Origin of the sequence: Micromonospora endolithica, from assembly GCF_003626595.1 — a bacterium.
Classification (GTDB): Bacteria; Actinomycetota; Actinomycetes; order Mycobacteriales; family Micromonosporaceae; genus Micromonospora; species Micromonospora endolithica.
On record NZ_RBAK01000010.1, the window covers coordinates 170,793 to 194,300 of the forward strand.

Consider the following 23,508-nt stretch of genomic DNA (forward strand, 5'->3'; position numbering starts at 1 on the left):
CCTTACGCCTGGGCGGTGACAGCGCCGGGTTCCTCGATCAGCTTGTCCGCGAGCGCGAGGAGCCCGGCGCTGTTGGCCGCCTTGACCAACACCACGTCGCCCGGCCGCAACCCGTCGCGCAGCAACTCCCACGCCTCGGCCACGTTGCTTGCCCGGTCCACCGTCGTGCCGGTGCCGGCGGCCCCGGTGGCGTACTGCTCGGCGTCGGCTCCGCCGATCGCCACCAACCACCCGGCCCCGATCTCGGCCACCTGCTGCCCGATCTCCCGGTGCACCTGTGCGGCGTGCTCGCCCAGCTCGGCCATCTCCCCGAGCACCGCGACCGCCCGCCGCCCGCCGCCCGCCATCGCGTGCAAGGCGCGCAGCGCGGCCCGCATCGCGTCGGGCGCAGCGTTGTACGCGTCGTTGATGACGGTCACCCCGTCGGCGCGGGTGCTGACCTGCATCCGGCCCGGCGACACCGCCTCGGCTTGCGACACCGCCTCGGCTACCGCCTCGATCGGGTGCCCCAGACCGAGGGCGACCGTGGCGGCGGCCAGCGCGTTGGACGCCTGGTGCAGCCCGTAGAGACGCAACCGCACCTCGGCGGCCTGGCCGTCGTGCACGAGCCGGAATCCGGCGCGGCCCAGCTCGTCCACGGTCACGCTCTCGGCGCGCACGTCGGCCAAGTTGTCGATGCCGTAAGTCAACACTCGGGCACCGGTCCGGCTCGCCATAGCGGCCACCAACGCATCGTCGCCGTTGAGCACGGCCAACCCGCCGTCGCCCGCGTCTGGCAGGGCTTCCACGATCTCACCCTTGGCCTGGGCGATGTTCTCCACCGACCCGAACTCGCCAAGGTGCGCGTGCCCGACGCGGGTCACGACGCTGACGGTGGGCGGGGCGATCCGGGTCAGGTAGGCCACGTGCCCGATGCCGCGCGCGCCCATCTCCAACACGAGATAGCGCGTGTCGACGGTGGCGCGGGTGACCGTGTACGGCAACCCAAGCTCGTTGTTGTTCGACGCTCTGTTAGCCACCGTCGCACCCCACGCGGGCAGCACCTGGGCGAGGATGTCCTTGGTTGACGTCTTGCCCACCGAGCCGGTTATCCCGATCACTGTGGTCTGCGGCAGCCGGTCCACCACGGCACGGGCGAGCTGGCCGTAGGCGGCGGGTACGTCGTCGACGACCACCGCCGGCACCCCGACCGGCCGTGACGCCAGGACCGCCGCTGCGCCGGCCTCGATCGCCTGGGCGGCGTAGTCGTGCCCGTCGACGCGCTCACCGGGCAGCGCCACGTACATCCCGCCGGCCTCGACTCGCCGGCTGTCGAACACCACCGGGGCGGTCACGGTGACGTCCTGGGCAGCGTCGTGCACGGCTCCGCCGACAACGGCCGTGATCTCTTGCAAGGTCATCGGAAGCACGTGATGAACCTACCGTGTGCGGTGGGCGGGGCGGGCGGCTCACTGAGGGCTGTAGCCGGATCGTGGGTGCTTGCGCGCTGGTAGCTACTGGCAAAAGCCCAACTGGCACGAGGCCAACTGTCGCTAGCGCTACTGACACTATGCCAAGCTGTATTTTATGTACCGCAATTCGCCTGTCCGCCGCCGGACCGTGTGGGCTCGGCTGGCAGCGCATCGGCGTATGCGTTCGGTGCGGTGGGCGCTGCCAAAGCCACGTACACGGGCGGCGTGGGCGACGTGGGCTGATGATCTGTACAACATGCAGGCGGATGCCATCTATGAGCAGGTGTGGCACGCACAGGCGGCCGGTGAGGACACGTCGATGGTGATGCTGCCGGTGGATGACCCGAGGATCCCGGCGGCGGTGCCGATGCTGGAGCCGCAGGAGTTGTCGGAGGCGGCGCACGAGCGGCGAGCGTTGGCGGATCGGCTGTTTGACGGCCTGGTGAACCCGGAGCCGGGTGTGTGGTACGGCAACGAGAACGTGGTGTTGTCGGCGGCGTGGCCGTCGAGCGTGGATGAGGCACCAGGGGCGCGGGAGGCGTTCACCGAGGCGGCCGGGGTGGTGCAGCGCGACGGGCGGGCGGCGCTGCGGGTGGGTTCCGGCCGCGGAGGTGTGGTGCTGCGGGTGCATGGCCCGGCCTGGTCGCTGGTGTTCCGGGTGTCTCCGGTGGTGCGGCCGATCCTCGTTTGCGTGGACGGGCTCGCGGATCACTGCTTCTGGATTCAGGAGACGGTGCAGGAACGTGACCTGGTGCGCGGGTCGGTGGCGCAAGTCGTGGAGGAAGCGTCCCGCTACGGCTGGGGCGGCGACAAGCACGTAGAGCCGGCGTCAATGTAGTCGTCTGGCCGCCCGTGGCGCGGTTCGTTCCACGGGCGGCCAGGCTCCGGGGCGCTCAGGTGTCGCGGCGGGACTGCTGGGTTAGCGTGAGGCGGGTGCGCCCGCGTAGCAGTCGGGTGATCTGCCGGACGGCGGTGCTGCGCCGTTGGGAGGCGTTGTGCGGGGACATGTCGAGGTCGGCGGCGACGTCCTTGAGTCGCTCCCGGCGGATGTAGGTGCGGCGGACGAGTTCGGCATTGGTGGGGTCGATGCGTCCGCTGGCGGGTCCGTCGGCGGAGCGTCGCACGAGAGCGGTCAACACTGCCTCGGCGGCCTGGACGTGATCGGCGTCGGGCTGGCGGGGTTGCGGGCCGGCCGTGCCGTGCTGATCGGCGGCCACCGCCGTCATCGTCTGCTCGTCTCCGATGAGGACGAGTTGGGCTAGCCGCTTGTCGTCTTCCTCGTCCAGCCGGGCGAGGCGGGCTTGGTACTCGGTCAGGGTTTCGTCGTCGCGGCGGCGGCGTTGGCGTCTGCGCCGTTCGGTGCGTCCGCTCACACGGTCGTAGGCGGTGCCGGTGAGGCGGTGGTAGATGTTGGGCCGGCTGGCGTCGAAGCGCCACGACAGGATGCCGTCGCGGGCGTGCGTCTCCCGCATTCGTGTCAGGAATTCGATCATGAGGTCGATCTGCACACCGTCGCGCCGCCATTTGCGGCTGCCTTTCGGGGTGAGGCGGCGGGCGCGGTCGTAGAGGCCACCGAAACCGACGCCGAGGGCGTAGAGGCTCCACTGTTTGCGCATCGGGCCGGCGTGGTCGCGGTAGGAGGCCACGATGTACCGCCACACCTGATCCTTGGTCTGAACGGGGACGGTGGTGAGGGCGATGCGGTGCATCACGTAGCGGGGGGTTGCCGGTCGGGGGTCGTTGGTGCCGTCGACCCAACCGCGCGGCACGCCGATGGTGCATTTGGCGGCGGCGTAGCTGACCAAGCCGAGGGGCATCTTGGCTAGCGGGATCAAGTCGAGTTCGTGCGGGGTGTCGCGGGCGGGGCGCGGGTCCTCTGGTAACCACCGGTCGGGTTCGTCGAAGACCAGCGGGCCGGCGAGGATGCCGCGCGTGTGCCTTGTGGGCACCTGTTCATCGGGCACGGGTTCGTGTCCTCCCCACGTCGCTCGGGCTGGGTGGGACACGCCGGGCCGCCTGTCGGCGGTGATGAGCCGGGATCGACGGTGACCCCTTGTGTAGCCCCCGGCGTGCTGCGGACACCGCCGGGAGTCGCACAAGGGTACGAGAGATCGCGTGGGGATGCCACGGTGTTGTGCGGCCCCCGCTGCGAGCGCTCGTTGTCGCTCGGCTCCACAACCGACAGCCGGACCGGATGCCCCCGCTGCCGGCCTGGCCTTGATCCCCAGCGTAACCGCGTGGCGAAAGAATCTTCGCACCAAGTTGTGGATCTTGTGAGGTTCCGGCGGGCGCGTTCCCTTCTCTGTAGGTAGAGGCACTATCGCCCGGCGGCATCCCTACGGCCCGACCATCACGGAAGGAAGTTCGGCTCGGGGTGGCACGGCCCGCCACGTATCCGGCTTCCCGCCTGCTCGCTCCTGCGAGTGTTCGCGCTGCTCAGCCTCGGTATTCGAGGGCAAGCCGGCTTGCCGGCGCGGCAGCACCTCAAAGCGCGGCCGTGGATCGACCGGCGGGTGTCGTCGGCGCTTTCGGTGCTGTGGCCTGCGGTTTCGGCCGGTGTTGGCCGCATCGGTGAGGATGGGTCACGGTTCGGGCGTGTCGGCTGGCGTCCTGGCGGCGATCGTGGTCCGGGTCTGCGGCCAGCTCGCCGCCGGAGTGCGGTCGCGGTCTGCTCGTGCCGTCGTGGACTGCGGTCGGTGTCGGGGTGGCGTGCCCGTGGCCGGGGTCCGGCGTGAGGGTCTGACGCCTGGTTGTTGGCTGCTGGTCGTCCCCGGTGTCGCGTGCGCTCTGTTTCTCTCTGGGGCGGGGCGGGGGACCGGCCGCCAGGCCGCAGCCCCCGACCCCGCCCACCGCTCCTCTCCCCTCTCCCTCCTCGTCTGTCGCGGGATCGGCCATGCCCGATCCCGCTTCTTGACCAAGTAGGGAAACTCGTACGCACCCCCGCCCCTCCGGGGTGTTGACCGCGCTCGCCTCACCCTCTGGCGTCCTGGCCGTGATCGCCGGTCGCCCGGTGCGCGGGGGTCTGCGCCGGTCCTCGTGCTGCCGTACGTTCGTGGCCGTCCGGCTGCGAGTCGTTGCGGCGTCCGCTCGCCCGGAGCGCGTCGCGCTGGGTCTGTCTGCCCGGCCTCCGGCTCACCGAACCTGGTTCGGCCCGGCCCGGCCCGGCCCGGTCCCGTCCTGCTCGTCGTCCTGATTCTGGGCGGCGCTGTCGCCGTCGTCTGTCCTATATGGAGGCTTGTCTTGCCCTGTAGCACCTGCCGCCCCGTCGTGAAGCCCATCCGGTCGTACCTCGTGCCGGTGGTACGGAGTCGCGGTCCGCCTCTGGCTGCCCGGCTGCGTGCTGTCCCTGTCCCGACTACCGCACCAACTGTGAGCACCACTTGTACGGCACCACCTGTAGAGCACTACCTCATCCAACCTTTGGAGTTTGTTGTGAACAGCATTCCTGTTGATCTTTCTCGTCTGTCCGGCCTGCTGTGTGTAGCTGCGCCGGAGCCCAAGACCGATCTCGACGGCGAGCAGCGCAAGGACCGTGACGGTAACCACCTGTGGGTGACCGGAATCGCGGTGCGGCGCGCGGGCACGCGGAAGGCGTCGGTGATCGACGTGCAGACCTCCGCCGAACCGGAAGGCGTGACGGAGGGCGGTCCGGTCGGTGTGACCGAGCTGGACGTGTCGCTGTGGGAGATCGAGGGCCGGCACGGCCTGTCCTACAAGGCGGCGTCGATCTACCCGAAGCGGCCCGCCAACGGCGGCGGGTCCTCCTCGGCCCCGGTGCCCGGTCCCGCCGGTCGGGAGCGCGGCGGTAAGGCCACCGGCTCATGATCGCCACTGTAGTGATGCCGCCGGCATCGGCCCCACCGCCGACGCCTACGCCGTCACCGTCGATGACCCCCGGGTTCCCCGGCTTCGCGCCGGAGTTCCCGGGGGTCACCCTCGACCGGCTACAGGCGTGGCTACCCACCATCGGCCGCGCTGCCGTAGTCCTGGTGGCCGTCGTCGTGGCCCTGGTCGCGGTGTCGCGGTTGCTGCGCTGGAAGGCACCGCGCGTGCACTGGTATGTGTTCGGGTTCCCGCTGCTGCGCCTGCGGATGCGCCGCTCCTGGCGGCACTTGTGTCTCAACGCGCAGTTGACCGGCACCGACCGGCCGACCACGGGGCAGCTCGGGCCGCTGCTGGTGAAGGGTCAGCCGATCATGCCGGTCCTGCCGCTGCTGCGGCGTATCCGCCCCCGCTCCTTCGGGGCAACGGCGGTGATCCTGCTGCACCCCGGGCAGGTACCGGAGCCGTTCGTCAACGCGGCGGAGGCGATGGCGCACGCCTGGGGTGTACACGCGGTGCGGGTCGACGCGCGGCTACGCGGCCGGGTCCGGTTGACCATCCTCACCGCCGATCCTCTGATCAGCGAGGAGACGGAACCGGCGACCTGGCAGACCGGGCCATCGCCGGAACCGGCTGCGGTGACCTCGCATCCCTTGGACGCCATCGAAGCCACAACCCCATCGGCGGTGCCGATGGATCTCGCGGCCAAGGTGGGGCAGCGCGAGGACGGGCAGCGGTGGGTGATCGACCTGGTGACCTTCCCGCACTGGCTGATCGCCGGGGCCACGCAGTCGGGCAAGTCCACGCTCATCAACGCCGCAGTCGCCCAGTGGGCCACGCGGCCGGTCGCCCTGGTCGGGATCGACTGCAAGGGCGGCATGGAGCTGGCCCCGCACGCGCCCCGGCTGTCCGCTCTGGCCACCGACCGGGCGGAGGCGGCGGACATCCTGGCCGCGCTCGTCGCGGAGACGCAGCGGCGGATGGGGCTGTGCCGCCAGCACGGAGCGCGCAACATCTGGCAGCTCCCGCCCCTGGTGCGGCCGGTGCCGGTGGTCGTGATCGTCGATGAGTTGGCCGAGTTGTACTTGGTCGCCTCGCGTGCCGATAAGGACGAAGCGCTCCGGGCCACGACGAACCTGTTGCGGCTGGCGCAGCTCGGCGCGGCCCTGGGTGTGCACGTGATCGTGGCCGGGCAACGGGTCGGCTCGGACTTCGGCCCCGGCGTGACCGCGCTGCGTGCCCAGCTCGCCGGGCGGATCTGCCTGCGGGTCAACGACGAGGAAACCGTGAAGATGACCCTCGGTGACCTCTACCCGGATGCGGTGGACGCCGCCCAGCAGATCGACCCGGCGGTGAAGGGCATCGCGGTCACCACCGCCGACGAAGCGGGCTGGATCCGCGCCCGTTCGGTCTACCTGTCGCCGGAGGAGTCGGCGGCCGTCATCGCGGCCACGGCACACCTGGCGCCGGTCCTGCCCGGCCTCACCCCACCCACCGCCTGATCCCTGCGGCCACCCCTCGACACGAACCGAGGCAACCGATGCGACCACGACCAACCCGCTCCGCCGTCGCAGCGACCGGTGACGGCGGACCACCACCGGACCGGCACACCAGCGCCGGGCACCCCTACGCGAGGAGCAGAGGACCACCATGCCCACCCCCGCCCCTGGCGGGCCTGACGAGGGCCTGTCGTTCACCGACCGCGAGATCCTGACCACCGCCACCCATCCCGACTTCCGGGCGTGGTTGGCACGTGTGCGGCACATCGGCGGCTGCCAACACCCCGTGCACCTGATCGGCCACACCCTGACCGTGGACGCCGCCACCGGCCGCCTGGTGCACGCCTTCACCTCGGCGGAGCAGCCGCACGGGCGGCTCACCATCGCCTGCGGCAACCGCCGCCAGTCCCGGTGTGAGCCGTGCGCTCGGCTGCACCAGGGCGACACCTATCAACTCGTCGTGTCCGGGCTCGCCGGCGGCAAGGGCGTCCCCGACACCGTGCGAGCCCATCCGCGTGTCTTCGTGACGTTCACCGCGCCGAGCTTCGGCCCGGTTCACCGGCACACCACCGACGAGCCCTGCCGCCCGTCACGCGGTCGTCGAGGCCTCGTCTGCGGCCACGGCCGGCCCCTGTGGTGCCTCGACCGCCACCCGCCCGGCGACCCGCTCACCGGCTCTCCGCTGTGCCCGGAGTGCTACGACTACCCGGCCGCGGTGCTGTGGAACGCCCACACCCGCGACCTGTGGCAACGGCTGCACCGCAACCTGTATGAAGCCATCGCCACCGCCCGGGGCATCTCCCGCACCGCCGCCCGCCAATCGGTCCGCGTGGCGTACGCGAAGGTGGCGGAGTACCAGCGGCGCGGGTCGGTGCACTTCCACGCCGTCATGCGCTTCGACGGCCCCACCTCCGACACCCCACCCCCGGCCTGGGCGACCCTGCCGCTCCTGGTGCAGACGATCCGCACCGCCGCCCGCCGGGTGCACCTGGCCGTGCCCGGCCTCGACACCATCTTGCGGTTCGGGGCGCAGCTCGATATCCGGCCCATCCTGCCCGGCCACGGCGACGACGACCTCACCGAGCGGGCCGTCGCCTCCTACATCGCCAAGTACGTCACGAAACCTGATGTCGCCGGCATCACCGTCGACCGGCCCATCCGCGACGCCATCACCATCTCGGTCCTTCCCGTCACCGACCACGCCCGCACCCTCATCCGTACCTGCTGGACCCTCGGCAGCCGATCCGAGTACAAGGCGCTGAACCTGCGCCGGTGGGCACACCAACTCGGCTACCGAGGCCACATCGCCAGCAAGAGCCGCGCCTACTCCACCACCTACAGCGCACTACGCGCCGCCCGCGAACAACACCGACGCGACCACAACCCGGAGGACACCCACGACGACACCGCCTACGCCCTCACCGACAAGCACTGGGCCTACGCCGGAACCGGCCACACCGCCGGACAAGCCATGTTCGCCGACGCCATCGCAGACGACCTCCAAACCGCCCGCGACGCCGCCCACGACGCTCGGTCGAGCGTTGATACCCCTGAGGGAGACATGCAATGAGCACCACGACTGACAACCCTTGGACCATCGATGCCGTTCGCGCTCTTGGCGTGACAACGGATGTAGAGACTGCCGGAGCGATTCTCGGCATCGGCCGGAGCAAGGCGTACGCCCTCGCCAAGCGTGGGCAATTCCCCGTGCGGGTGCTCCGTGTCGGGCGAAGCTACGTCGTGCCGGTGCCGGAGATCCTGGAGCTACTCGGCGTTCGAGCCGTCACATGACCCTACGGTCCATTCAGGGACCGTCCGACCGGACAGCACGTCATCGACAAGGAGCGCGACGATGCCGGCGGCGGTGAGGTCCGGTCGGAGACCCACCAGCTTTTCTACCTCGCTGGCAGTGAGCCGGATCTTGACCTGTTGGTCGCGCTTCTCCTCGCCGGGTAGCGCCGGCAAACCCTGAGCGGCCTCGACCACCCGGCGTCGTCGCATAACTCACCTTCCATTAATCGATCGGGGAAGTGGTACCATTATAGGTACCACTTCCCCTCTCCCAAGGAGGAATCTTGAGAGGATCAGTGTTCCGTCGCTGCGCTTGCCGCGATCCCGAGACTGGCAAGCAGTACGGGCAATCCTGCCCGAGGCTCAACCAGCGCCGTCACGGCACCTGGGGCGTCCGTCAGGAGCTTCCGCCGGATGCCGGGGGCGAACGTCGCACCTTCCGCCGGTCGGGCTACACGTCGGCCACCGAAGCTCAAGCCGACCTGGATGCGGTTCGGGCGCTCTTGGCCCTGCCCGAGGTTGACGACGAAGACGGCCGGCAACGCATGGGCGATCTCCTGGAGCGCGTGGCGGCCAACCGAGAGCCGCTGCCCGACCTGGAGGAGACGCGGCGGAAGTTTCGTAGCGGTCAGTCCTTGACGGCGCGGATCACGGTCGGGGAATTCCTCGACACCTGGCTCGCTGGTCGGAAGATCCGCGCGAGCACGATCAACCGCTACGGGCGAGACATCCGCCTTCACCTCAAGCCGCGTATCGGGGAAGTCCGCCTGGACCGGCTTCGCGTGTCACACCTGTCGGAGATGTTCAACGCGATCGTTGAACGGAACATCGAGATTGAGGAAGCCAACGCGCTCCGGCATGCCACGGTCGAAGAACTCAAGACGCTTCGGGGTCGTGAGCGTCGCCGCGCCGCGCGTGCCGCGCTCGCTGGAATGCCGCCCTTCCGTCGCCCGGTTGGACCGACGACGCGGCGGCACATCAGAGCGACGCTCCGCGCTGCTCTGAACGATGCGATCACGCAAGAGCTGATCACCTTCAATCCGGCGGCCCACGTCGAACTTGACCCGGTGAATCGGCCCAAGGGGCTCGTGTGGACTGACGAACGAGTCGCGCAATGGCGGGCTACGGGCGAAAGGCCGTCGCCGGTCATGGTGTGGACGACCGAACAGACGGCCGCCTTCCTCGACGGCATCGCGGATGACGAGCTGTACGCGCTCTTTCACCTCGTTGCCCTTCGGGGCCTGCGGCGGGGCGAGGCGTGCGGACTGCGGCCGGCGGACGTGGACCTCAAAGGCCAAGCGTTGACCGTCGCCACGCAGCTCGTGGACATCAATGGCGAGATCGAGGAGAATGCGCCCAAGAGCGATGCGGGTAACCGGATGGTGGCGCTCGACCGAGGCACCGTGAAGGTGATCAAGCGCCACGACAAGCGGCAGCGCACGGTGCGCGAAGAAGCCGGGGCGGCCTGGGTGGAGAGCGGCCGTCTCTTCACTCGGTCCAATGGCGAGTGGATAGAGCCGACGTGGCTGTCGGACTACTTCGACCGCCTCGTGAAGCGCTCGGACCTTCCGCCGATCCGCCTGCACGACCTCCGCCACGGCGCGGCCACGATAGCGCTCAAGGCCGGAGCCGAGATGAAGGTCGTACAGGAGATGCTCGGACACTCCTCGTACGCGCTCACGGCGGACACGTACACGGCTGTCCTGCCCGAGCTGGCCATGGAGGCAGCCGAAGCTACTGCCCGCCTGATCTCTGGTCGGGGCACCAAGCGCACTACCGGGCTCACCTCGGGCTCACACGGGGGCAAGGCATCGAAGGGTGCCGCTAAGAAAGATCGCAAGAATGGCAAGAAACAGCAGGCCAAGCCTGCTGCGTGAGAGTGCGCCCGGCAGGATTCGAACCTGCGGCCTTGGGATTAGAAGTCCCCTGCTCTATCCGCTGAGCTACGGGCGCGTGCCGTGGTTGTCGCGCCACGAGGGTACCGCCGCCCGCCGGCCCGGCGGACGAACGGGTCGCCGCGTCCACGTCGTCGATCAGGGTCGCACGGAAGGGCGGCGGCGGTCACCCCGGTTCGGCGGGCCGCACGTCGTACCCTCGGCGTCGTGCTGCTTGATCCGGAGACCGAGAGCGACGTCGCGTACGAGCTGTGTCAGCTTCTCGGGCGTGCCATCCTGCCGATCGGCGCGGGGGAGGGCGACGTCGGTACGGCGTTCTTCCTCGGCGGGCCGGGAGGCGACGGGTACCTGCTCACCGCCGCCGCGCTCACCCACTCGCCCACGGCGGCGCTCGGGCTGCGGCCCAGCGTGACCGAGCCGGCCGGCGTCGCGGGTGACTCCTTCGACCTGACGGGCGCGGCGTGGGTACGCCCGGTGGATCTCGGGGTGGCGTTCCTGCCGACCGGCGGCCTGCACGACCGGGCGGCGGGGCAGGGCTGGCGCTGGCGTACGCAACAGGTGCCGGACGCGGTCGCGGCCGACGCGGACGCGATCGCCGGGATCGGCGCGGAGCCCGGGTCGGCGATCGTCCTCGCCCTCGGAGTCGGCGCGGACGGCACCCGGCCGCTGGAGGTGGCGATCGAGCGCGTCGTCCGGGACGGCGACGGGGTCCGGGTCATCGCGGAGCTGCCGGCGGGGTACGTCGGCGCGCCGGTCTTCGGCGTGCGGGACGACGGCGGCGAGGTCGGCCTGTCCTGCCTCGGCCTGGTGCTGCCCGGACGCGACGGCGGGCACCCGGTGGCGACCTTCGACCGCATCCGCGCCGCCCTCGGCTGAGTGGCCGGCGGGCGGGTCAGGACTGCGGGGTGGGCTGCCTGGCCGCCGGCGGGCCGCCGGCCCGGACCGTGGGCCCGGCGCCGAGGAACGCGTCGGCCCAGCGTCCGACCTCCGTGAAGACCTTCTCGCGTACGGCGGGACCGGAGAGCGTGAGATCGTGCAGGCCCCCGTCGAAGCGGGCCAGGGTGACGTGCCGGCCGAGCCGGGGCGCCCAGCGGACCATGTGCTCGACGTCCAGTACGGCGTCGGCGAGGGCGGCGGAATCGTGCCACTGGTTGCCCTTGAAGCTCCGGGTCGAGCAGGCCAGCAGGACCGGCACCTGGATGTCCAGGCCGCCCCGGAGCTGCTGCTGCCCCTGCCGGATCGCGGCCAGCCAGCCGGCCCGCACCGGGAACCCGGCCAGCGGCTTCCAGGCCAGGTCGAACGCCCACTCGCCACGGTGCTCGGCGTGGATGCTCTGCCCGTACACCGAGCCGAGGCCGGGACGGATCACCCGCTTGGGCGCGCTGCGGGCCAGGCGCGCGACGGCGGCCGCGCCGGGCCGGCGCAGCACCCAGGGAAGGTTGAGGTCGAAGAACGGGCTGTTGAGGAACAGCCCGTCGACGACGGCGGTCTCGCGGCGGGCGTGCGCCCACAGCGAGACGATCAGGCCGCCGGTGGAGTGGCCCATGCCGAGCAGGATGTCGTGGCCGTCGTCCTCCCGGATGATCTTCGCGGCGGCGTCCAGCTCCGGGAAGTACTCGGCGAGGTCGGTGCAGAAGTTCGGCGTCTGGTGCGGCCGCAGGCTGCGGCCGTACTTGCGCAGGTCCAGCGCGTAGAAGTCCCAGCCCCGCTCGGCGAAGAAGTCGGCCAGGTGGGTCTGGAAGAAGTAGTCCACGAAGCCGTGCACGTAGAGCACGGCACGCCCGGTCGGGCGGTCGGCCCGACGGCGGACCAGGGTGGCGACCACCGGTCCCTCGTCGTCGGTGCCCAGGTCGATCGTCTGCCGCTCGTAGGGCGGGCCCAGCACGTCCGGTTCCACGAACGCGACGGTACGCCCGGAAGCTACCGAGCGGTAGCCCCGGCGTCCGCCGGTGCTACCGCTTCCTGCGTCCGCAGTTCCTGGTGCTCGGCGTGCCGCGCCCCCGTCCGGCCGCACCGACGGACGGGGGCGTGCGGCGTACGCCTCGGTGGTCCGCGTCTCAGGCGGTCTCGGCGTCCGCGCGGGCCGGGTCGGTGTCATCCTCGGCCGCGACGACCGGCGGCGGGACCTCCCGCAGGTGCTTGTTGTTCCGCGGCTCCTGCCGGGTCTTCGCGTCGTTGAGCCGCCGCCGCAGGTCGTCGCGCACGTCGTTCAGTGCGGCGTGCAGGTCCTCCTCGGCGGAGGTGGTGACGATCTTCTGCCGGCCGGCGACCCAGCACTCCAGGGTGACCTTCTGCCCCTTGGCCTCGCGGTCCTTGACCGACACCTCCAGCTCGGTGGCGTCGGCGTGGAAGCCGGCGAGCCGGGAGTCCAGCGTGGCGAACTGCTCGGCGATCCAGTTCCGGTCACCCTGCGAGAACCCCGCGCCGACCCGCAGGCACTCCGCCACGGTGGCCGGGTTGGTCACGGCGCTCATCGCTGCACCCGACCGGTGCCGGTGATGGTCATAGTCATGATCGCTGACCCTTCGTTCGTGGTGCTGTCGCGGTTCGGTTGATCAAAGACATACCCAGCCCGGTCCGATCCGGAACGTGACGATCGCGCGACCGTTCGGGCATCCCCCGGCCTGTAGCACACCAGCGCCTTGATCAGGGCTTTGTCCACAGGCGGTCTGGTTGTCCACAGATCGATCACCGGGGCTCGCGTCGGCCCCGCCGGGTGTTCAGGCTCGGTGGCGAGTCGACTCGCGATGGCAGGCCCGATCTCCCCCTGGAGGGACGATGTTCGACACGTACGTCACGATCGTGGGCAACGTGCTCACCGCGCCCGAGTGGCGCCGCACCACCCAGAGCAACACCCTGGTGGCCAACTTCAAGGTCGCCTCCACCGCCCGCCGGCTCGACCGCGACAGCGGTCGCTGGGTCGACGGCAACAGCCTGCGCGTGCGGGTCAACTGCTGGCGGAAGCTCGCCGAGGGGGTGGCCGCCTCGGTGATGGTCGGCGACCCGGTGGTGGTGTGCGGCCGCCTCTACACCCGCGACTGGACCGATGACGCGGGCAACCACCGCACCCTCTACGAGCTGGAAGCGGTCGCGGTGGGCCACGACCTGTCCCGCGGGCGGGGTCGCTTCCTGCGTAACCGGCCGACCATGTCGACCAGCACCGTGCAGGACGCCGAGGCCGAGCAGCGGGTGCACGGTGAGCCGACCGAGTCGGTACCGCAGGGCGAGGCTCCGGCCGTGCTCGACGACCGGCCGCTCGACGACGACTTCGAGCTGTCCGGGCTCGGCTTCGGCGGGTCCCGCTTTCCCGGGGTCGGCGAGCCGTTCGGCGACGAGGCGGACGACCTGGACGACGAGGAGTCGGGCGAGTTGGACGGCCCCCGCGAGGACGTCCTGACCGATCTCGCGGAGAGTGTCCTGGCCGTCCCGGTCGGCCCGGGCTCGCTGTCCGGCCCGGGCTCGCTGTCCGGCACCGGCTCGTTGTCCGGCACCGGCTCGTTGTCCGGCGCGGGCTCCTCGTCCGGCCCGTCGGGCGCTGACTCGGCGGACCCGACGGGTGCTGACGGGGAACTGGAGCCGGTGCCGGACAGTGGGCCCGCCGGTCCGCCGACCGGACGGGGCCGGCGGAGCCGGGGACGGGCGCCGCAGCCGGCGTGACCGGAGGGTCCGGGTGCGGCTGCCGGCGTGACCGGAGGGTCCGCTGGCCGGCCGTCGGACCAGATCTCGCGTGCAGGTGGTGGAACGGGGGCGGGGTGGCGGCGGCAGTGTCGCCGCCACCCCGGCGTTCGCCGCACCTTCACCCGGTCGCGCCCCATACCCCTCGACCCGGAAGGACGGGGAGGGGCGGACGGCCAAGATCGACACGAGTTCACTGGAACCGTGGTGTTCCAGGCGGTCGGATGCCGCGACATCGGGGAAGTTGAGGGAAGGAGCACCTCTGCTGGCGGGATGTGGACGGATGCTCCCGGCAGGTGGACCCACGGGTTGGCCTTCGGAGCGGGGACGCGCGGTCGGGTGGGGGAGCGGGGACGCGCGGTCGGGTGGGGGAGCGGGGGCGGGCCGCGGTGGGGAGCGCGTGCCGCTGGTCGGACCGGGCCGGCCGGGCGGCTCGGATAGGCTGGCCGGCCGGAGGTGATGGCCGGTGCGGCAGGGGATGCCAATGGCGACGACGGTGGGGCTGCTCGCCGGTTACGCGCTGGACGCGCTGCTCGGCGACCCGCGTCGCGGGCACCCGGTGGCCGGTTTCGGCCGGGCCGCCTCCGCCCTGGAACGGCGGGTCTACCGGCCGGACCGGGTTGCTGGCGCGGCCTACACCGGATTGGCCGTCGGCGGCCCGGTGCTGCTCGGCGTGGCCGCCACGATCGCCACCCGCAACCGACCGGTGGTCCGGGCGGCGCTGGTCGCCACCGCCACGTGGACCGTGCTCGGCGGTCGTACGCTGCGGCGCGAGGCCACCGTGATGGGCCGCAAGCTGCGCAAGGGCGACCTGCCCGCCGCGCGGCAGCGGCTCGGCAACCTCTGCGGCCGGGACCCGTCGGCGCTGGACGAGGCCGAACTGGCCCGCGCCACCGTCGAGTCGGTCGCCGAGAACACCTCCGACGCGGTCGTCGCCCCGCTGTTCTGGGGTGCGGTCGCCGGTCTGCCGGGTCTGCTGGGATATCGGGCGGCGAACACGCTCGACGCGATGGTGGGGCACCGGTCACCGCGCTACGCGCGGTTCGGCACCCCGGCGGCGCGCCTCGACGACCTGCTCAACCTGCTGCCCGCCCGGCTCACCGGTCTGCTCACGATCGCGGTCGCACCGGTCGCCGACGGGGACCGTGAGCGCGCCTGGCAGGTGTGGCGGCGGGACCGGGACGACCATCCCAGCCCGAACGCCGGCCAGTGCGAGGCGGCGATGGCCGGGGCGCTGGGCGTGCGGCTCGGCGGGCGCAACGTCTACTTCGGTCGGTCCGAGGTGCGCCCGTACCTCGGTGACGGCCCCCGCCCCGAGGCCCGGCACCTCCGTCGGGCGGCCCGGATCTCCGGGGCGGTCGGGCTGGCCGCGCTGGCGGTGGCCGCGACGTATCCACTGACGGTCGGCCGGCTGCTCGACGCCGCCGGCCGCCACGCCCGGGCCGCCGTGGTCCGGCGTATCGCGGGGGCAGCGGGCCCGACGCCCGACCGGGTGGGCGCACGGTGAGCGGCGGGCTACTCGTCGCCGGCACCACCTCCGACGCCGGCAAGAGCGTGCTGACCGCCGGGATCTGCCGGTGGCTGCACCGGCGGGGCGTGAAGGTGGCGCCGTTCAAGGCGCAGAACATGTCCAACAACTCGGCCGTCGTGGTCGGGCCGGACGGGCGCGGCGGGGAGATCGGCCGGGCCCAGGCGATGCAGGCGGCGGCGTGCGGGCTCGCGCCGGACCTGCGGTTCAACCCGGTGCTGCTCAAGCCGGGCAGTGACCTGTCCAGCCAGGTGGTGCTGCTCGGCGAGGCCGTCGACACGATCACCGCGGACAGCTTCCGCACGCTGCGGCCCCGGCTGGCGGAGACCGCGTACGCGGCCCTGGCCGAACTGCGGGCCGCGTACGACGTGGTGGTCTGCGAGGGGGCGGGCAGCCCGGCGGAGATCAACCTGCGGGCCGGCGACTACGTGAACATGGGACTGGCCCGGCACGCCGGCCTGCCCACCATCGTGGTCGGCGACATCGACCGGGGCGGCGTGTTCGCCTCGATGTTCGGCACCCTGGCGCTGCTGGACCCGGCCGACCAGGCGCTCGTCGCCGGCTTCGTGATCAACAAGTTCCGGGGCGACCTCGGGCTGCTCCAGCCGGGCCTGGACATGCTGGGGCAGATCACCGGCCGCCCCACGTACGGGGTGCTGCCCTGGTCGCTCGACCTGTGGCTGGACGCGGAGGACTCGCTGGCGTACGGGCGGGTGCTGGGCCGGCCGGCGGCACCACGCGGCACCGACTGGCTGGACGTGGCGGTGGTCCGGCTGCCCCGGATCAGCAACGCCACCGACGTGGAGGCGCTCGCCACCGAACCCGGCGTACGGGTCCGGCTCACCGTCGAGCCGGCCGAACTCGCCGCCGCCGACCTGGTGGTGCTGCCCGGCTCGAAGTCGACGGTGGCGGACCTGGCCTGGCTGCGGGAGAGCGGGCTGGCCGACGCCGTGCTGGCGCACGCCGCCGCCGGCAAGCCGCTGCTCGGCATCTGCGGCGGGTTCCAGATGCTGGGACGGGCGATCCACGACCCGGTGGAGAGCCGGCGGGGGAGCGTGCCGGGGCTGGGCCTGCTGCCCGTCGAGATCACCTTCGATCCGCGCAAGACGGTCCGCCAGTCGGCCGGCACGGCGGCCGGTGACGTGCCGGTACGCGGCTACGAGATCCGCCACGGGTACGTCTCGTCCGCCGCGGAGGACCTCACCCCGTTGCTGACCCGGGCCGACGGCACCGGCGAGGGCGCGGTGGTCGGGGCGGTACACGGCACCCACTGGCACGGCGCCTTCGAGTCCGACGAGTTCCGCCGGAGGTTCCTCACCGAGGCGGCCCGGCTGGCCGGGCGTACCGGGTTCCGGGTGGCCCCGGACACCGAGTTCGCCGCCGCCCGGGAGCGGTCCCTGGACCTGCTCGGCGACCTCGTCGAGGAACACCTGGACACCGACGCGCTGTGGCGTCTGGTCGAGTCCGGTCCGCCCGCCGGCCTGCCGTTCGTCCCGCCCGGCGCGCCGAGTCCGACCGGCTAGGCCCGGTCCATCCGGCCGGCCGGAGAAACGGGCCGGCCCCACGGCCAGGGAGAAGCCCGGCCGGGACAAACGGGTCGGTGCGGGGCGCCGGGGCTGTGCGACCATTCGCCGGTGATCAATCCCGCTGCCCGACGTCGGGCCGCCGTGCTTCTGCTCTCCTTCACCCTGGTCGGCTGCGCCGACCGGGCCGCGCCCGCGCAGCCGGACCCCCCGTCGGTCGCCTACCGCCAGGTGGACGATCTCTGCGCGAAGCTTGACCACGGTTGGTTGACCGAGCGCGTCGGGCAGCCGGTCCGGATCAGGTACTTCCCGGAGTACCAGCGGAACGGCACGAACCGGAAGTGCGTCGTCGCCGCGGGCGTGCCGGACAACATCCGGCTCTACTCGGTGGACGTCCACACGTCGGTGGACCGGCCCACCGACCAGCCGTCGGAGCCCGCTCCCACCGGGAGCGCGGCGCGCCGCTGGCGCGACGTGCCGGAGTTGGGAGAGGGTGCGAGCATCCTGCTCGGCTCCCCGTTTCGCCGGGACGGCGCACCGGACGAGGGATTACCGGCCGAGTCCCGACTCGACACGCTCACGGTCGACCGGGGCACCGCCACCGTCGGCCTCATGCTCAAGTCCTTCGACGAGTCGGTGCCGGACGACGAGGCGGTCCGGTCGGTCCTGGTGGCGTACGCGACCGAGGTCCTGCAGCTGATGCAGGGCTGACCCGGGCCTCAGGGGCGGACGTCGGCGGGGCGGTCGGACATCGGTAGGCCGGCCGCCCGCCACGCCTCCACGCCGCCGATGACGTCGGTGGCCCGGTGCAGGCCCAGCGCGCGGAGACTGGCCACCGCCAGGCTGGAGCTGTAGCCCTGGCGGCACACCACGACGACCTCCATGTCGTACCCGGTCGCCTCCGGGATCCGCCACGCGCTCGCCGGGTCCAGCCGCCACTCCAGGACCGTCCGGTCCACGACGATCGCGCCGGGCAGGTCGCCCTGCTCGCGACGCTGCGCGTCGGTGCGGGTGTCGATCAGCAACGCACCGGCACGGACCGCCTCGACGGTCTGCTCCGGAGTCAGCCGGCGAACCCCGGCTCGGGCCTGCTCCAACAGGGCGTCGACGCCCGGACTCATCACGCTGTGGGACACGCTTGAGATCCTGCCCGGCCCGGCACTCGCCGCGCGACGGGAACGCCCGCTCCCGCCCGAACGGGCGACGCCGCGCCGTCGAGGGACGGGCCCGCCGGTTACCGTCGGCGGCGTGACGGTCGCGGTCCTCCAGGCGTACGCCCAGCTCGCGCGCCGGGTGTGCGCCCGGCCCGCGCGGTTGGGGCGGACCCGGCTGGTGGCGGTGGACGGGCCGAGCGGCGCGGGCAAGAGCGTGTTCGCGGCGCGGCTCGCGGACGCCGTCGCGGCGCTGCCCAACGGTGCGCCACCGGCGGTGGTGCACACCGACGACCTGCTCGACGGGTGGGACGACCAGCTCACCTTCTGGGCGCGACTGGAGGAGCAGGTGCTCGGACCGCTGCGGGCCGGGCGGCCGGGGTCCTACCACCGGTACAGCTGGGTGCGGCACCACTTCCTGCCCCGACCGGTCCCGGTGCCGGTGACGCCGGTGCTGATCGTGGAGGGGGTGAGCGCGGCACGGGCGGCGGCGGGCCCGGACCTGAGCCTGGCGGTCTTCGTCACCGCGCCGGCCGCGCTGCGACTCGACCGGGCGGTCCGGCGGGACGGCCCCGGGATCCTGCCGGACCTGCGGCGCTGGCACGACGGCGAGCGGGCCCACTTCGCGGCGGACGGCACCGAGGCGCGGGCGGACCTGGTGGTGGACGGGGCGCCGACGCTGCCGCACGACGCCGCCCGCTACCACGTGTGCCTGCGGGGGACAGCACAGCGAGCGGACGGTGCCGGTAAGGCCGTCATACGATGCCGGTCATGACCACACCGATCATGTCCGAGTCCGACCTGCGGGCCGCCGTCGAGCGGGAGATGCCCGGCGTCCGTGCCGACCTGGAACGCCTCGTCCGCATCCCCGGCATCGCGTTCGACGGCTTCGACCACTCGCACGTGGAGCGCTCCGCCGAGGCGGTCGCCGAGTTGCTGCGCGGCTGCGGCCTCGACGTCGAGATCGTGCGCTCCGGCGGCCAGCCGGCGGTGATCGGGAAGAAGGCCGCGCCGGCGGGCGCGCCGACCGTGCTGCTCTACGCCCACCACGACGTCCAGCCGGTCGGCGACCGGGCGCTGTGGGAGTCGGACCCGTTCGAACCGGTCGAGCGGGACGGCCGGCTCTACGCCCGGGGTGCCGCCGACGACAAGGCCGGCATCATGGCGCACGTGGCCGCGCTGCGGGCGTTCGGTGACGCGCTCCCGGTCGGCGTGGTGCTGTTCATCGAGGGGGAGGAGGAGTTCGGCTCCGACTCCCTGGAGCGGCTTCTCGACGAGCACCGGGACGAGATCGCCTCGGACGTCATCGTGATCGCCGACTCCGGCAACTGGGACATCGGCGTACCGGCGCTGACCACCTCGCTGCGCGGCATCGTCAACTGCTTCGTCGAGATCCGTACCCTCGACCACGCCGTGCACAGCGGCATGTTCGGCGGCGCGGTGCCGGACGCGCTCACCGCCCTGGTGCGGCTGCTCGCCACCCTGCACGACGACGCGGGTGACGTGGCGGTGGACGGCCTGGTCGCCAAGGAGGGCGCGAGCGTCGACTACCCGGAGGACCGGATCCGGGTCGAGGCCGGGCTGGCCGAGGGCGTGGGTTTCATCGGCACCGGCCGGATCACCGACCGGATCTGGACGAAGCCGGCGGTCGCCGTTCTCGGCATCGACGCCCCGGCCACCGGCGAGGCGCCGAACGCCCTGGTCCCGACCGCGAAGGCGAAGCTGAGCGTACGGCTCGCGCCGGGCGACGACCCCAAGCGGGCGTACGCGGCGGTGCGGGACCACCTGGCGAAGCACGCGCCGTGGGGCGCGCAGGTGACGGTGACCCTGGAGCACGACGGCGACCCGTGCGTCATCGACGCGTCCGGCCCGATGTTCGACGCCGCCCGCTCGGCCTTCCGCGCGGCCTGGGACGGCACCGAGCCGGTGGACGTCGGCATCGGCGGCTCGATCCCGTTCATCGCCACCTTCCAGGAGATGTTCCCGCAGGCCGCGATCCTGGTGACCGGGGTGGAGGACCCGCACGCGCGGGCGCACGGCCCGAACGAGAGCCTGCACCTGGGCGAGTTCGCCCGGGTGTGCCTCGCCGAGGCGTTGTTGCTGGCCAACGTGGCCCGGACGGGTACGAACCGGCGGTAGGTGTCGGAACCATAACTTCCCGGTTCATCTGGGAGTTTGCGGTGTGTCGGGCGAGGGGCTGTTATAGCCTTTCGAACATGAGTACGAACGAGGTCATCGCCCGGCTGGAAGCCGCCGTCAGCGCTCTGGGAGACGTCGACGTCTCCGCGTGGCCCGAGGACACGCTGAAGGAACAGCTCGGTGAGCTGTCCGCGGCCCTGGTCGCGCTGGACACTCTGCTGTCCCGGGTCGCCGACGAGGTCCGCGCCCGGGGCCTGCGCATCGAGGAACCCGTACCGGTCTGACCGGCCCCGGCCCACGCCGGGGCCGGTCGTCGTTTGCCGGTGCCACCGCCGGCCCAGGTGCGCGGCGCGACCGCACGCCCGGTTGTGTGCGTGGCAGTGCAGGCACAGGACGTGATCGGTGCCCGTGCGGGCCGGTCGGACGAGCGCGGAGCGGCCGGGCCCGCACCGCGCCGGTGACCGGCCGACCGGGCGGACGAGCCGGTCCGCCGCGCGGCGAGGGGCGACCCGGGCACGGCAATGCCCGGGTGGTGTCGGGGGTGGCTGGCAGGATGGGCCCGTGCGGTTCCTGGACCTGTCAGCCACCTCCGCCGCCGTCGGCGCCACCAGCGGCCGGCGCGCCAAGGTGGAGCTGCTCGCCGACGCCCTGCGCCGGCTGGCGCCGGACGAGGTCGCGCCCGGCTCGGGCTACCTCGCCGGTGAGCTGCGCCAGCGGCAGACTGGGGTGGGCTGGGCGAGCCTGCGCGACCTGCCCCCGCCGGCCGACACGCCCACGCTGACCGTGGCCGCGGTGGACGCGGCGATCGAGGAGATCGCCGGTGTGCGGGGTGCCGGCTCGCAGGCCCGACGGCGGGCGCTGCTGCACGCGCTCTACGGCGCGGCGACCGCCGAGGAGCAGCGGCTGCTGACCGCGCTGTTCAGCGGGGAGCTGCGGCAGGGGGCCCAGGCGGGGCTGCTCGCCGACGCCGTGGCGCGGGCCGCCGAGGTGCCGGCTGCCGTCGTACGCCGGGCGCTCCTGCTCGCCGGCGACCTGCGGGCGGTCGCGGTGGCCGCGCTCGACGGCGGCGCGGCGGCGCTGGCCGCGTTCGGCCTCCAGGTGGGTCGGCCGTTGGCGCCGATGCTGGCGCAGAGCGCGCCCTCGGTGGACGAGGCGCTGGCCGCCACCGGCACGCCGGCCGTGGTCGACGTGAAACTCGACGGCATCCGGATCCAGGTGCACCGCTCCGGCGCGGACATCGCCGTGTTCACCCGCAGCCTGGACGACATCACCGCCCGGGTGCCCGAGGTGGTGGCCGCGGTGCGGGCCCTGCCGGCCCGTGAACTTGTGCTCGACGGGGAGGCGATCGGGCTGGACGCGACCGGTCGGCCGCTGCCCTTCCAGCAGACGTCCAGCCGGGCCGCCCGGCGCACCACGCCCAGCACCACCGGCGGCGCCACGGTCGCCCCGGCGGTGCGGGCCGCCGCCGAGACGACCGGCGCGACGGTGCTCACGCCGTACTTCTTCGACCTGCTGCACCTCGACGGCGACGACCTGATCGACCGGCCCGGCCGCGAGCGGTGGGCGGCGCTGGGCGGCGCGGTCGACGCGTCGATGCTGGTCGGCCGGATCGAGGTGGACGACCCGGAGCGGGCCGGCGCGGCCTTCGCGGCGGCGATCGACGCCGGGCAGGAGGGTGTGGTGGTGAAGGCACCCGACGCGCCCTACGACGCGGGCCGGCGCGGTGCCGCGTGGGTGAAGGTCAAGCCCCGGCACACCCTCGACCTGGTGGTGCTCGCCGTGGAGTGGGGCAGCGGGCGCCGGCAGGGCTGGCTCTCCAACCTGCACCTGGGGGCCCGCGACCCGCGCACCGGTGACTTCGTCATGCTCGGCAAGACGTTCAAGGGGCTCACCGACGAGCTGCTGCGCTGGCAGACCGAGCGGTTCCTCGGCCTCGCCGTCGAGCGCGGCGACTGGGTGGTCCGGGTCCGCCCGGAGCAGGTGGTCGAGATCGCCTTCGACGGGGTGCAGACCAGCTCCCGTTACCCGGGCGGGATGGCGCTGCGCTTCGCCCGGGTGGTGCGCTACCGCGACGACAAGTCCGCCGCCGAGGCCGACACGATCGACGCCGTCCGCGCCATCCACGCCGGCCGGCCCACCGGCTGAGTGACCGCGCCGGTCAGGCCGGGCCGGGGGTGGCCGGCTCGGCTGCCCGGTCGGCGGATGCTTCCCCGAGCGCGCCGGAGCGGCGGCGGGCCTCCCGGCGGGCGGCCCAGCCGTAGCCGAACAGCGACATCACCGCGAAGATCCACCACTGCACGACGTAGCCGAGGTTCTGCCAGTTGTTGGCGTGCCCGACCGGCACGGCGACGAACGCCGGGTCCGCCGTCGGGGTCTGCTCGTCCAGGAGCAGGTAACCGCCGTGCACCGGGTAGGGCAGCTCCCGCGCCAGCCGGGGCAGGTCGATGCGGCGGCTCTCCAGCCGGCCGTCGCGCCGGGTCACCGCGCCCGCGCCCTCCTCGCCGGTGCGCACCCGACCGGCCACCGTCACCTCGCCGGAGGGGGTGGCCGGCACCGCCGGCTGGGCGGTGGCGTCGCCGCCCGGCGCCGGCGGGATCCAGCCCCGGTTCACCAGGACGGCCGTGCCGTCGGCGAGCACCAGCGGGGTGAGCACCTCGAAGCCGACCCGGCGTTCCACCGAACGGCCCCGGACCAGGATCACGTTGGAGGCGTCGTAGCGGCCGGTGGCGGTGGCCTTGGTCCAGGTCTTCTCCTCGGCCGGCGCCGGCCCGAGGCTGCCCGGTCCGCCGGGTGGCGTTGCCAGCGCGTCGCGCAGCGGCACCGGGGCCATCCGCTGGCCCGCGTCGATCCGCTCGTTGATCTCCGTACGACCGTGGTAGCGGTCCAGCTGCCAGTTGCCGAGCAGCACCATCACCACCGCGGCGACCAGGGTCAGCGCGAGAATTCCCAGCCAGCGCGGGGTCAGCAGGAACCGGTACACGACGACGAGGTTACCCCGACGACCCGGGCCGCCTTCCGGGACGACCCCGGTCCG

21 protein-coding genes, 1 tRNA gene and 1 pseudogene are annotated in these 23,508 nt (G+C 72.7%); 15 read left to right on the forward strand and 8 right to left on the reverse strand.

Annotation, left to right across the window (positions count from 1 at the left end):
- Positions 1-2: 2 nt before the first annotated feature.
- Positions 3-1,400, reverse strand: coding sequence for a UDP-N-acetylmuramoyl-tripeptide--D-alanyl-D-alanine ligase (locus tag D7223_RS23395; RefSeq protein ID WP_120730581.1), 1,398 nt, complete (start codon positions 1,398-1,400; stop codon positions 3-5).
- Positions 1,401-1,707: 307 nt separating this feature from the next.
- Here D7223_RS23395 and D7223_RS32860 point away from each other — a divergent pair, with 307 nt between their 5' ends.
- Complete coding sequence (locus D7223_RS32860; RefSeq protein ID WP_120730582.1) at positions 1,708-2,289, forward strand: hypothetical protein; 582 nt, start codon at positions 1,708-1,710, stop codon at positions 2,287-2,289.
- 55 nt (positions 2,290-2,344) lie between these two features.
- On the opposite strand, the gene D7223_RS23405 is transcribed toward D7223_RS32860, so the two are convergent.
- Positions 2,345-3,400, reverse strand: a complete 1,056-nt coding sequence (locus D7223_RS23405) for a hypothetical protein (RefSeq protein ID WP_147252697.1) — start codon at positions 3,398-3,400, stop codon at positions 2,345-2,347.
- Positions 3,401-4,820: 1,420 nt separating this feature from the next.
- On the opposite strand from D7223_RS23405, the gene D7223_RS23410 reads away from it, so the two are divergent.
- The 4 genes from D7223_RS23410 (at position 4,821) to D7223_RS23425 (ending at position 8,563) form a co-directional block, all read left to right on the forward strand.
- On the forward strand, positions 4,821-5,276 hold the full coding sequence (locus D7223_RS23410) for a hypothetical protein (protein ID WP_186832355.1): 456 nt from the start codon (positions 4,821-4,823) through the stop codon (positions 5,274-5,276).
- 62 nt (positions 5,277-5,338) lie between these two features.
- Positions 5,339-6,775 carry an FtsK/SpoIIIE domain-containing protein gene (locus tag D7223_RS23415; RefSeq protein ID WP_120730584.1) on the forward strand — a complete coding sequence of 479 codons (1,437 nt, stop codon included), beginning with the start codon at positions 5,339-5,341 and terminating at the stop codon, positions 6,773-6,775.
- Positions 6,776-6,923: 148 nt separating this feature from the next.
- Positions 6,924-8,342 carry a replication initiator gene (locus D7223_RS23420; RefSeq protein WP_186832356.1) on the forward strand — a complete coding sequence of 473 codons (1,419 nt, stop codon included), beginning with the start codon at positions 6,924-6,926 and terminating at the stop codon, positions 8,340-8,342.
- Entirely contained in the window at positions 8,339-8,563 is a 225-nt protein-coding gene (locus D7223_RS23425; RefSeq protein WP_073836639.1) for a helix-turn-helix transcriptional regulator, read from the forward strand. The genes D7223_RS23420 and D7223_RS23425 overlap by 4 nt, the downstream gene beginning before the upstream one ends.
- Here the strand turns inward: D7223_RS23425 and D7223_RS33090 are convergent.
- On the reverse strand, positions 8,537-8,773 hold the full coding sequence (locus D7223_RS33090; protein WP_192902350.1) for a hypothetical protein: 237 nt from the start codon (positions 8,771-8,773) through the stop codon (positions 8,537-8,539). The two genes, D7223_RS23425 and D7223_RS33090, sit on opposite strands and share 27 nt — an antisense overlap.
- 74 nt (positions 8,774-8,847) lie before the next feature.
- On the opposite strand from D7223_RS33090, the gene D7223_RS23435 reads away from it, so the two are divergent.
- Positions 8,848-10,440, forward strand: coding sequence for a tyrosine-type recombinase/integrase (locus D7223_RS23435; RefSeq protein ID WP_120730586.1), 1,593 nt, complete (start codon positions 8,848-8,850; stop codon positions 10,438-10,440).
- 3 nt (positions 10,441-10,443) lie between these two features.
- On the opposite strand, the gene D7223_RS23440 is transcribed toward D7223_RS23435, so the two are convergent.
- Positions 10,444-10,516: transfer RNA gene (locus D7223_RS23440), tRNA-Arg, on the reverse strand.
- Between the two features lie 149 nt (positions 10,517-10,665).
- On the opposite strand from D7223_RS23440, the gene D7223_RS23445 reads away from it, so the two are divergent.
- Entirely contained in the window at positions 10,666-11,334 is a 669-nt protein-coding gene (locus D7223_RS23445) for a hypothetical protein (RefSeq protein ID WP_120730587.1), read from the forward strand.
- A gap of 16 nt (positions 11,335-11,350) precedes the next feature.
- Here the strand turns inward: D7223_RS23445 and D7223_RS23450 are convergent, their stop codons facing one another.
- Positions 11,351-12,355, reverse strand: coding sequence for an alpha/beta hydrolase (locus D7223_RS23450; RefSeq protein WP_120730588.1), 1,005 nt, complete (start codon positions 12,353-12,355; stop codon positions 11,351-11,353).
- 160 nt (positions 12,356-12,515) lie between these two features.
- The gene (locus D7223_RS23455; protein ID WP_120730589.1) at positions 12,516-12,932 is read right to left on the reverse strand and encodes an HPF/RaiA family ribosome-associated protein; all 417 of its coding nucleotides are present in this window, start codon (positions 12,930-12,932) and stop codon (positions 12,516-12,518) included.
- 304 nt (positions 12,933-13,236) lie between these two features.
- Between D7223_RS23455 and ssb the strand changes: the two genes are divergently transcribed.
- The 4 genes from ssb to D7223_RS23475 all read left to right on the forward strand — a co-directional run bounded on the left by ssb (position 13,237) and on the right by D7223_RS23475 (position 17,895).
- Positions 13,237-14,115, forward strand: a complete 879-nt coding sequence (gene ssb, locus D7223_RS23460; protein ID WP_120730590.1) for a single-stranded DNA-binding protein — start codon at positions 13,237-13,239, stop codon at positions 14,113-14,115.
- A 496-nt stretch (positions 14,116-14,611) separates the two neighbouring features.
- A complete protein-coding gene (locus D7223_RS23465) occupies positions 14,612-15,640 on the forward strand; it encodes a cobalamin biosynthesis protein (protein WP_120730591.1) in 1,029 nt (342 codons plus the stop codon).
- Positions 15,637-17,184, forward strand: coding sequence for a cobyric acid synthase (locus D7223_RS23470; protein WP_120730592.1), 1,548 nt, complete (start codon positions 15,637-15,639; stop codon positions 17,182-17,184). Before D7223_RS23465 ends, D7223_RS23470 begins: the two co-directional genes overlap by 4 nt.
- 111 nt (positions 17,185-17,295) lie before the next feature.
- Positions 17,296-17,895: a hypothetical protein gene (locus tag D7223_RS23475; RefSeq protein ID WP_147252426.1), complete on the forward strand. Its 600-nt coding sequence runs from the start codon at positions 17,296-17,298 to the stop codon at positions 17,893-17,895.
- Positions 17,896-17,903: 8 nt separating this feature from the next.
- Here D7223_RS23475 and D7223_RS23480 read toward each other — a convergent pair whose 3' ends face one another.
- Complete coding sequence (locus D7223_RS23480; RefSeq protein ID WP_120730657.1) at positions 17,904-18,305, reverse strand: rhodanese-like domain-containing protein; 402 nt, start codon at positions 18,303-18,305, stop codon at positions 17,904-17,906.
- 24 nt (positions 18,306-18,329) lie between these two features.
- Between D7223_RS23480 and D7223_RS23485 the strand changes: the two are divergent.
- The 4 genes and pseudogenes from D7223_RS23485 to D7223_RS23500 all read left to right on the forward strand — a co-directional run.
- Positions 18,330-19,129, forward strand: a pseudogene (locus D7223_RS23485) (uridine kinase family protein); the annotation flags it as partial.
- Positions 19,122-20,474, forward strand: a complete 1,353-nt coding sequence (locus D7223_RS23490; protein WP_186832357.1) for a dipeptidase — start codon at positions 19,122-19,124, stop codon at positions 20,472-20,474. The pseudogene D7223_RS23485 and the gene D7223_RS23490, both read left to right, overlap by 8 nt.
- 77 nt (positions 20,475-20,551) lie before the next feature.
- On the forward strand, positions 20,552-20,758 hold the full coding sequence (locus tag D7223_RS23495; protein ID WP_120730594.1) for a hypothetical protein: 207 nt from the start codon (positions 20,552-20,554) through the stop codon (positions 20,756-20,758).
- Between the two features lie 277 nt (positions 20,759-21,035).
- Positions 21,036-22,619, forward strand: coding sequence for an ATP-dependent DNA ligase (locus D7223_RS23500; protein WP_120730595.1), 1,584 nt, complete (start codon positions 21,036-21,038; stop codon positions 22,617-22,619).
- A 13-nt stretch (positions 22,620-22,632) separates the two neighbouring features.
- Here the strand turns inward: D7223_RS23500 and D7223_RS23505 are convergent, their stop codons facing one another.
- Complete coding sequence (locus D7223_RS23505) at positions 22,633-23,454, reverse strand: SURF1 family cytochrome oxidase biogenesis protein (RefSeq protein ID WP_238162180.1); 822 nt, start codon at positions 23,452-23,454, stop codon at positions 22,633-22,635.
- Positions 23,455-23,508: the final 54 nt, after the last annotated feature.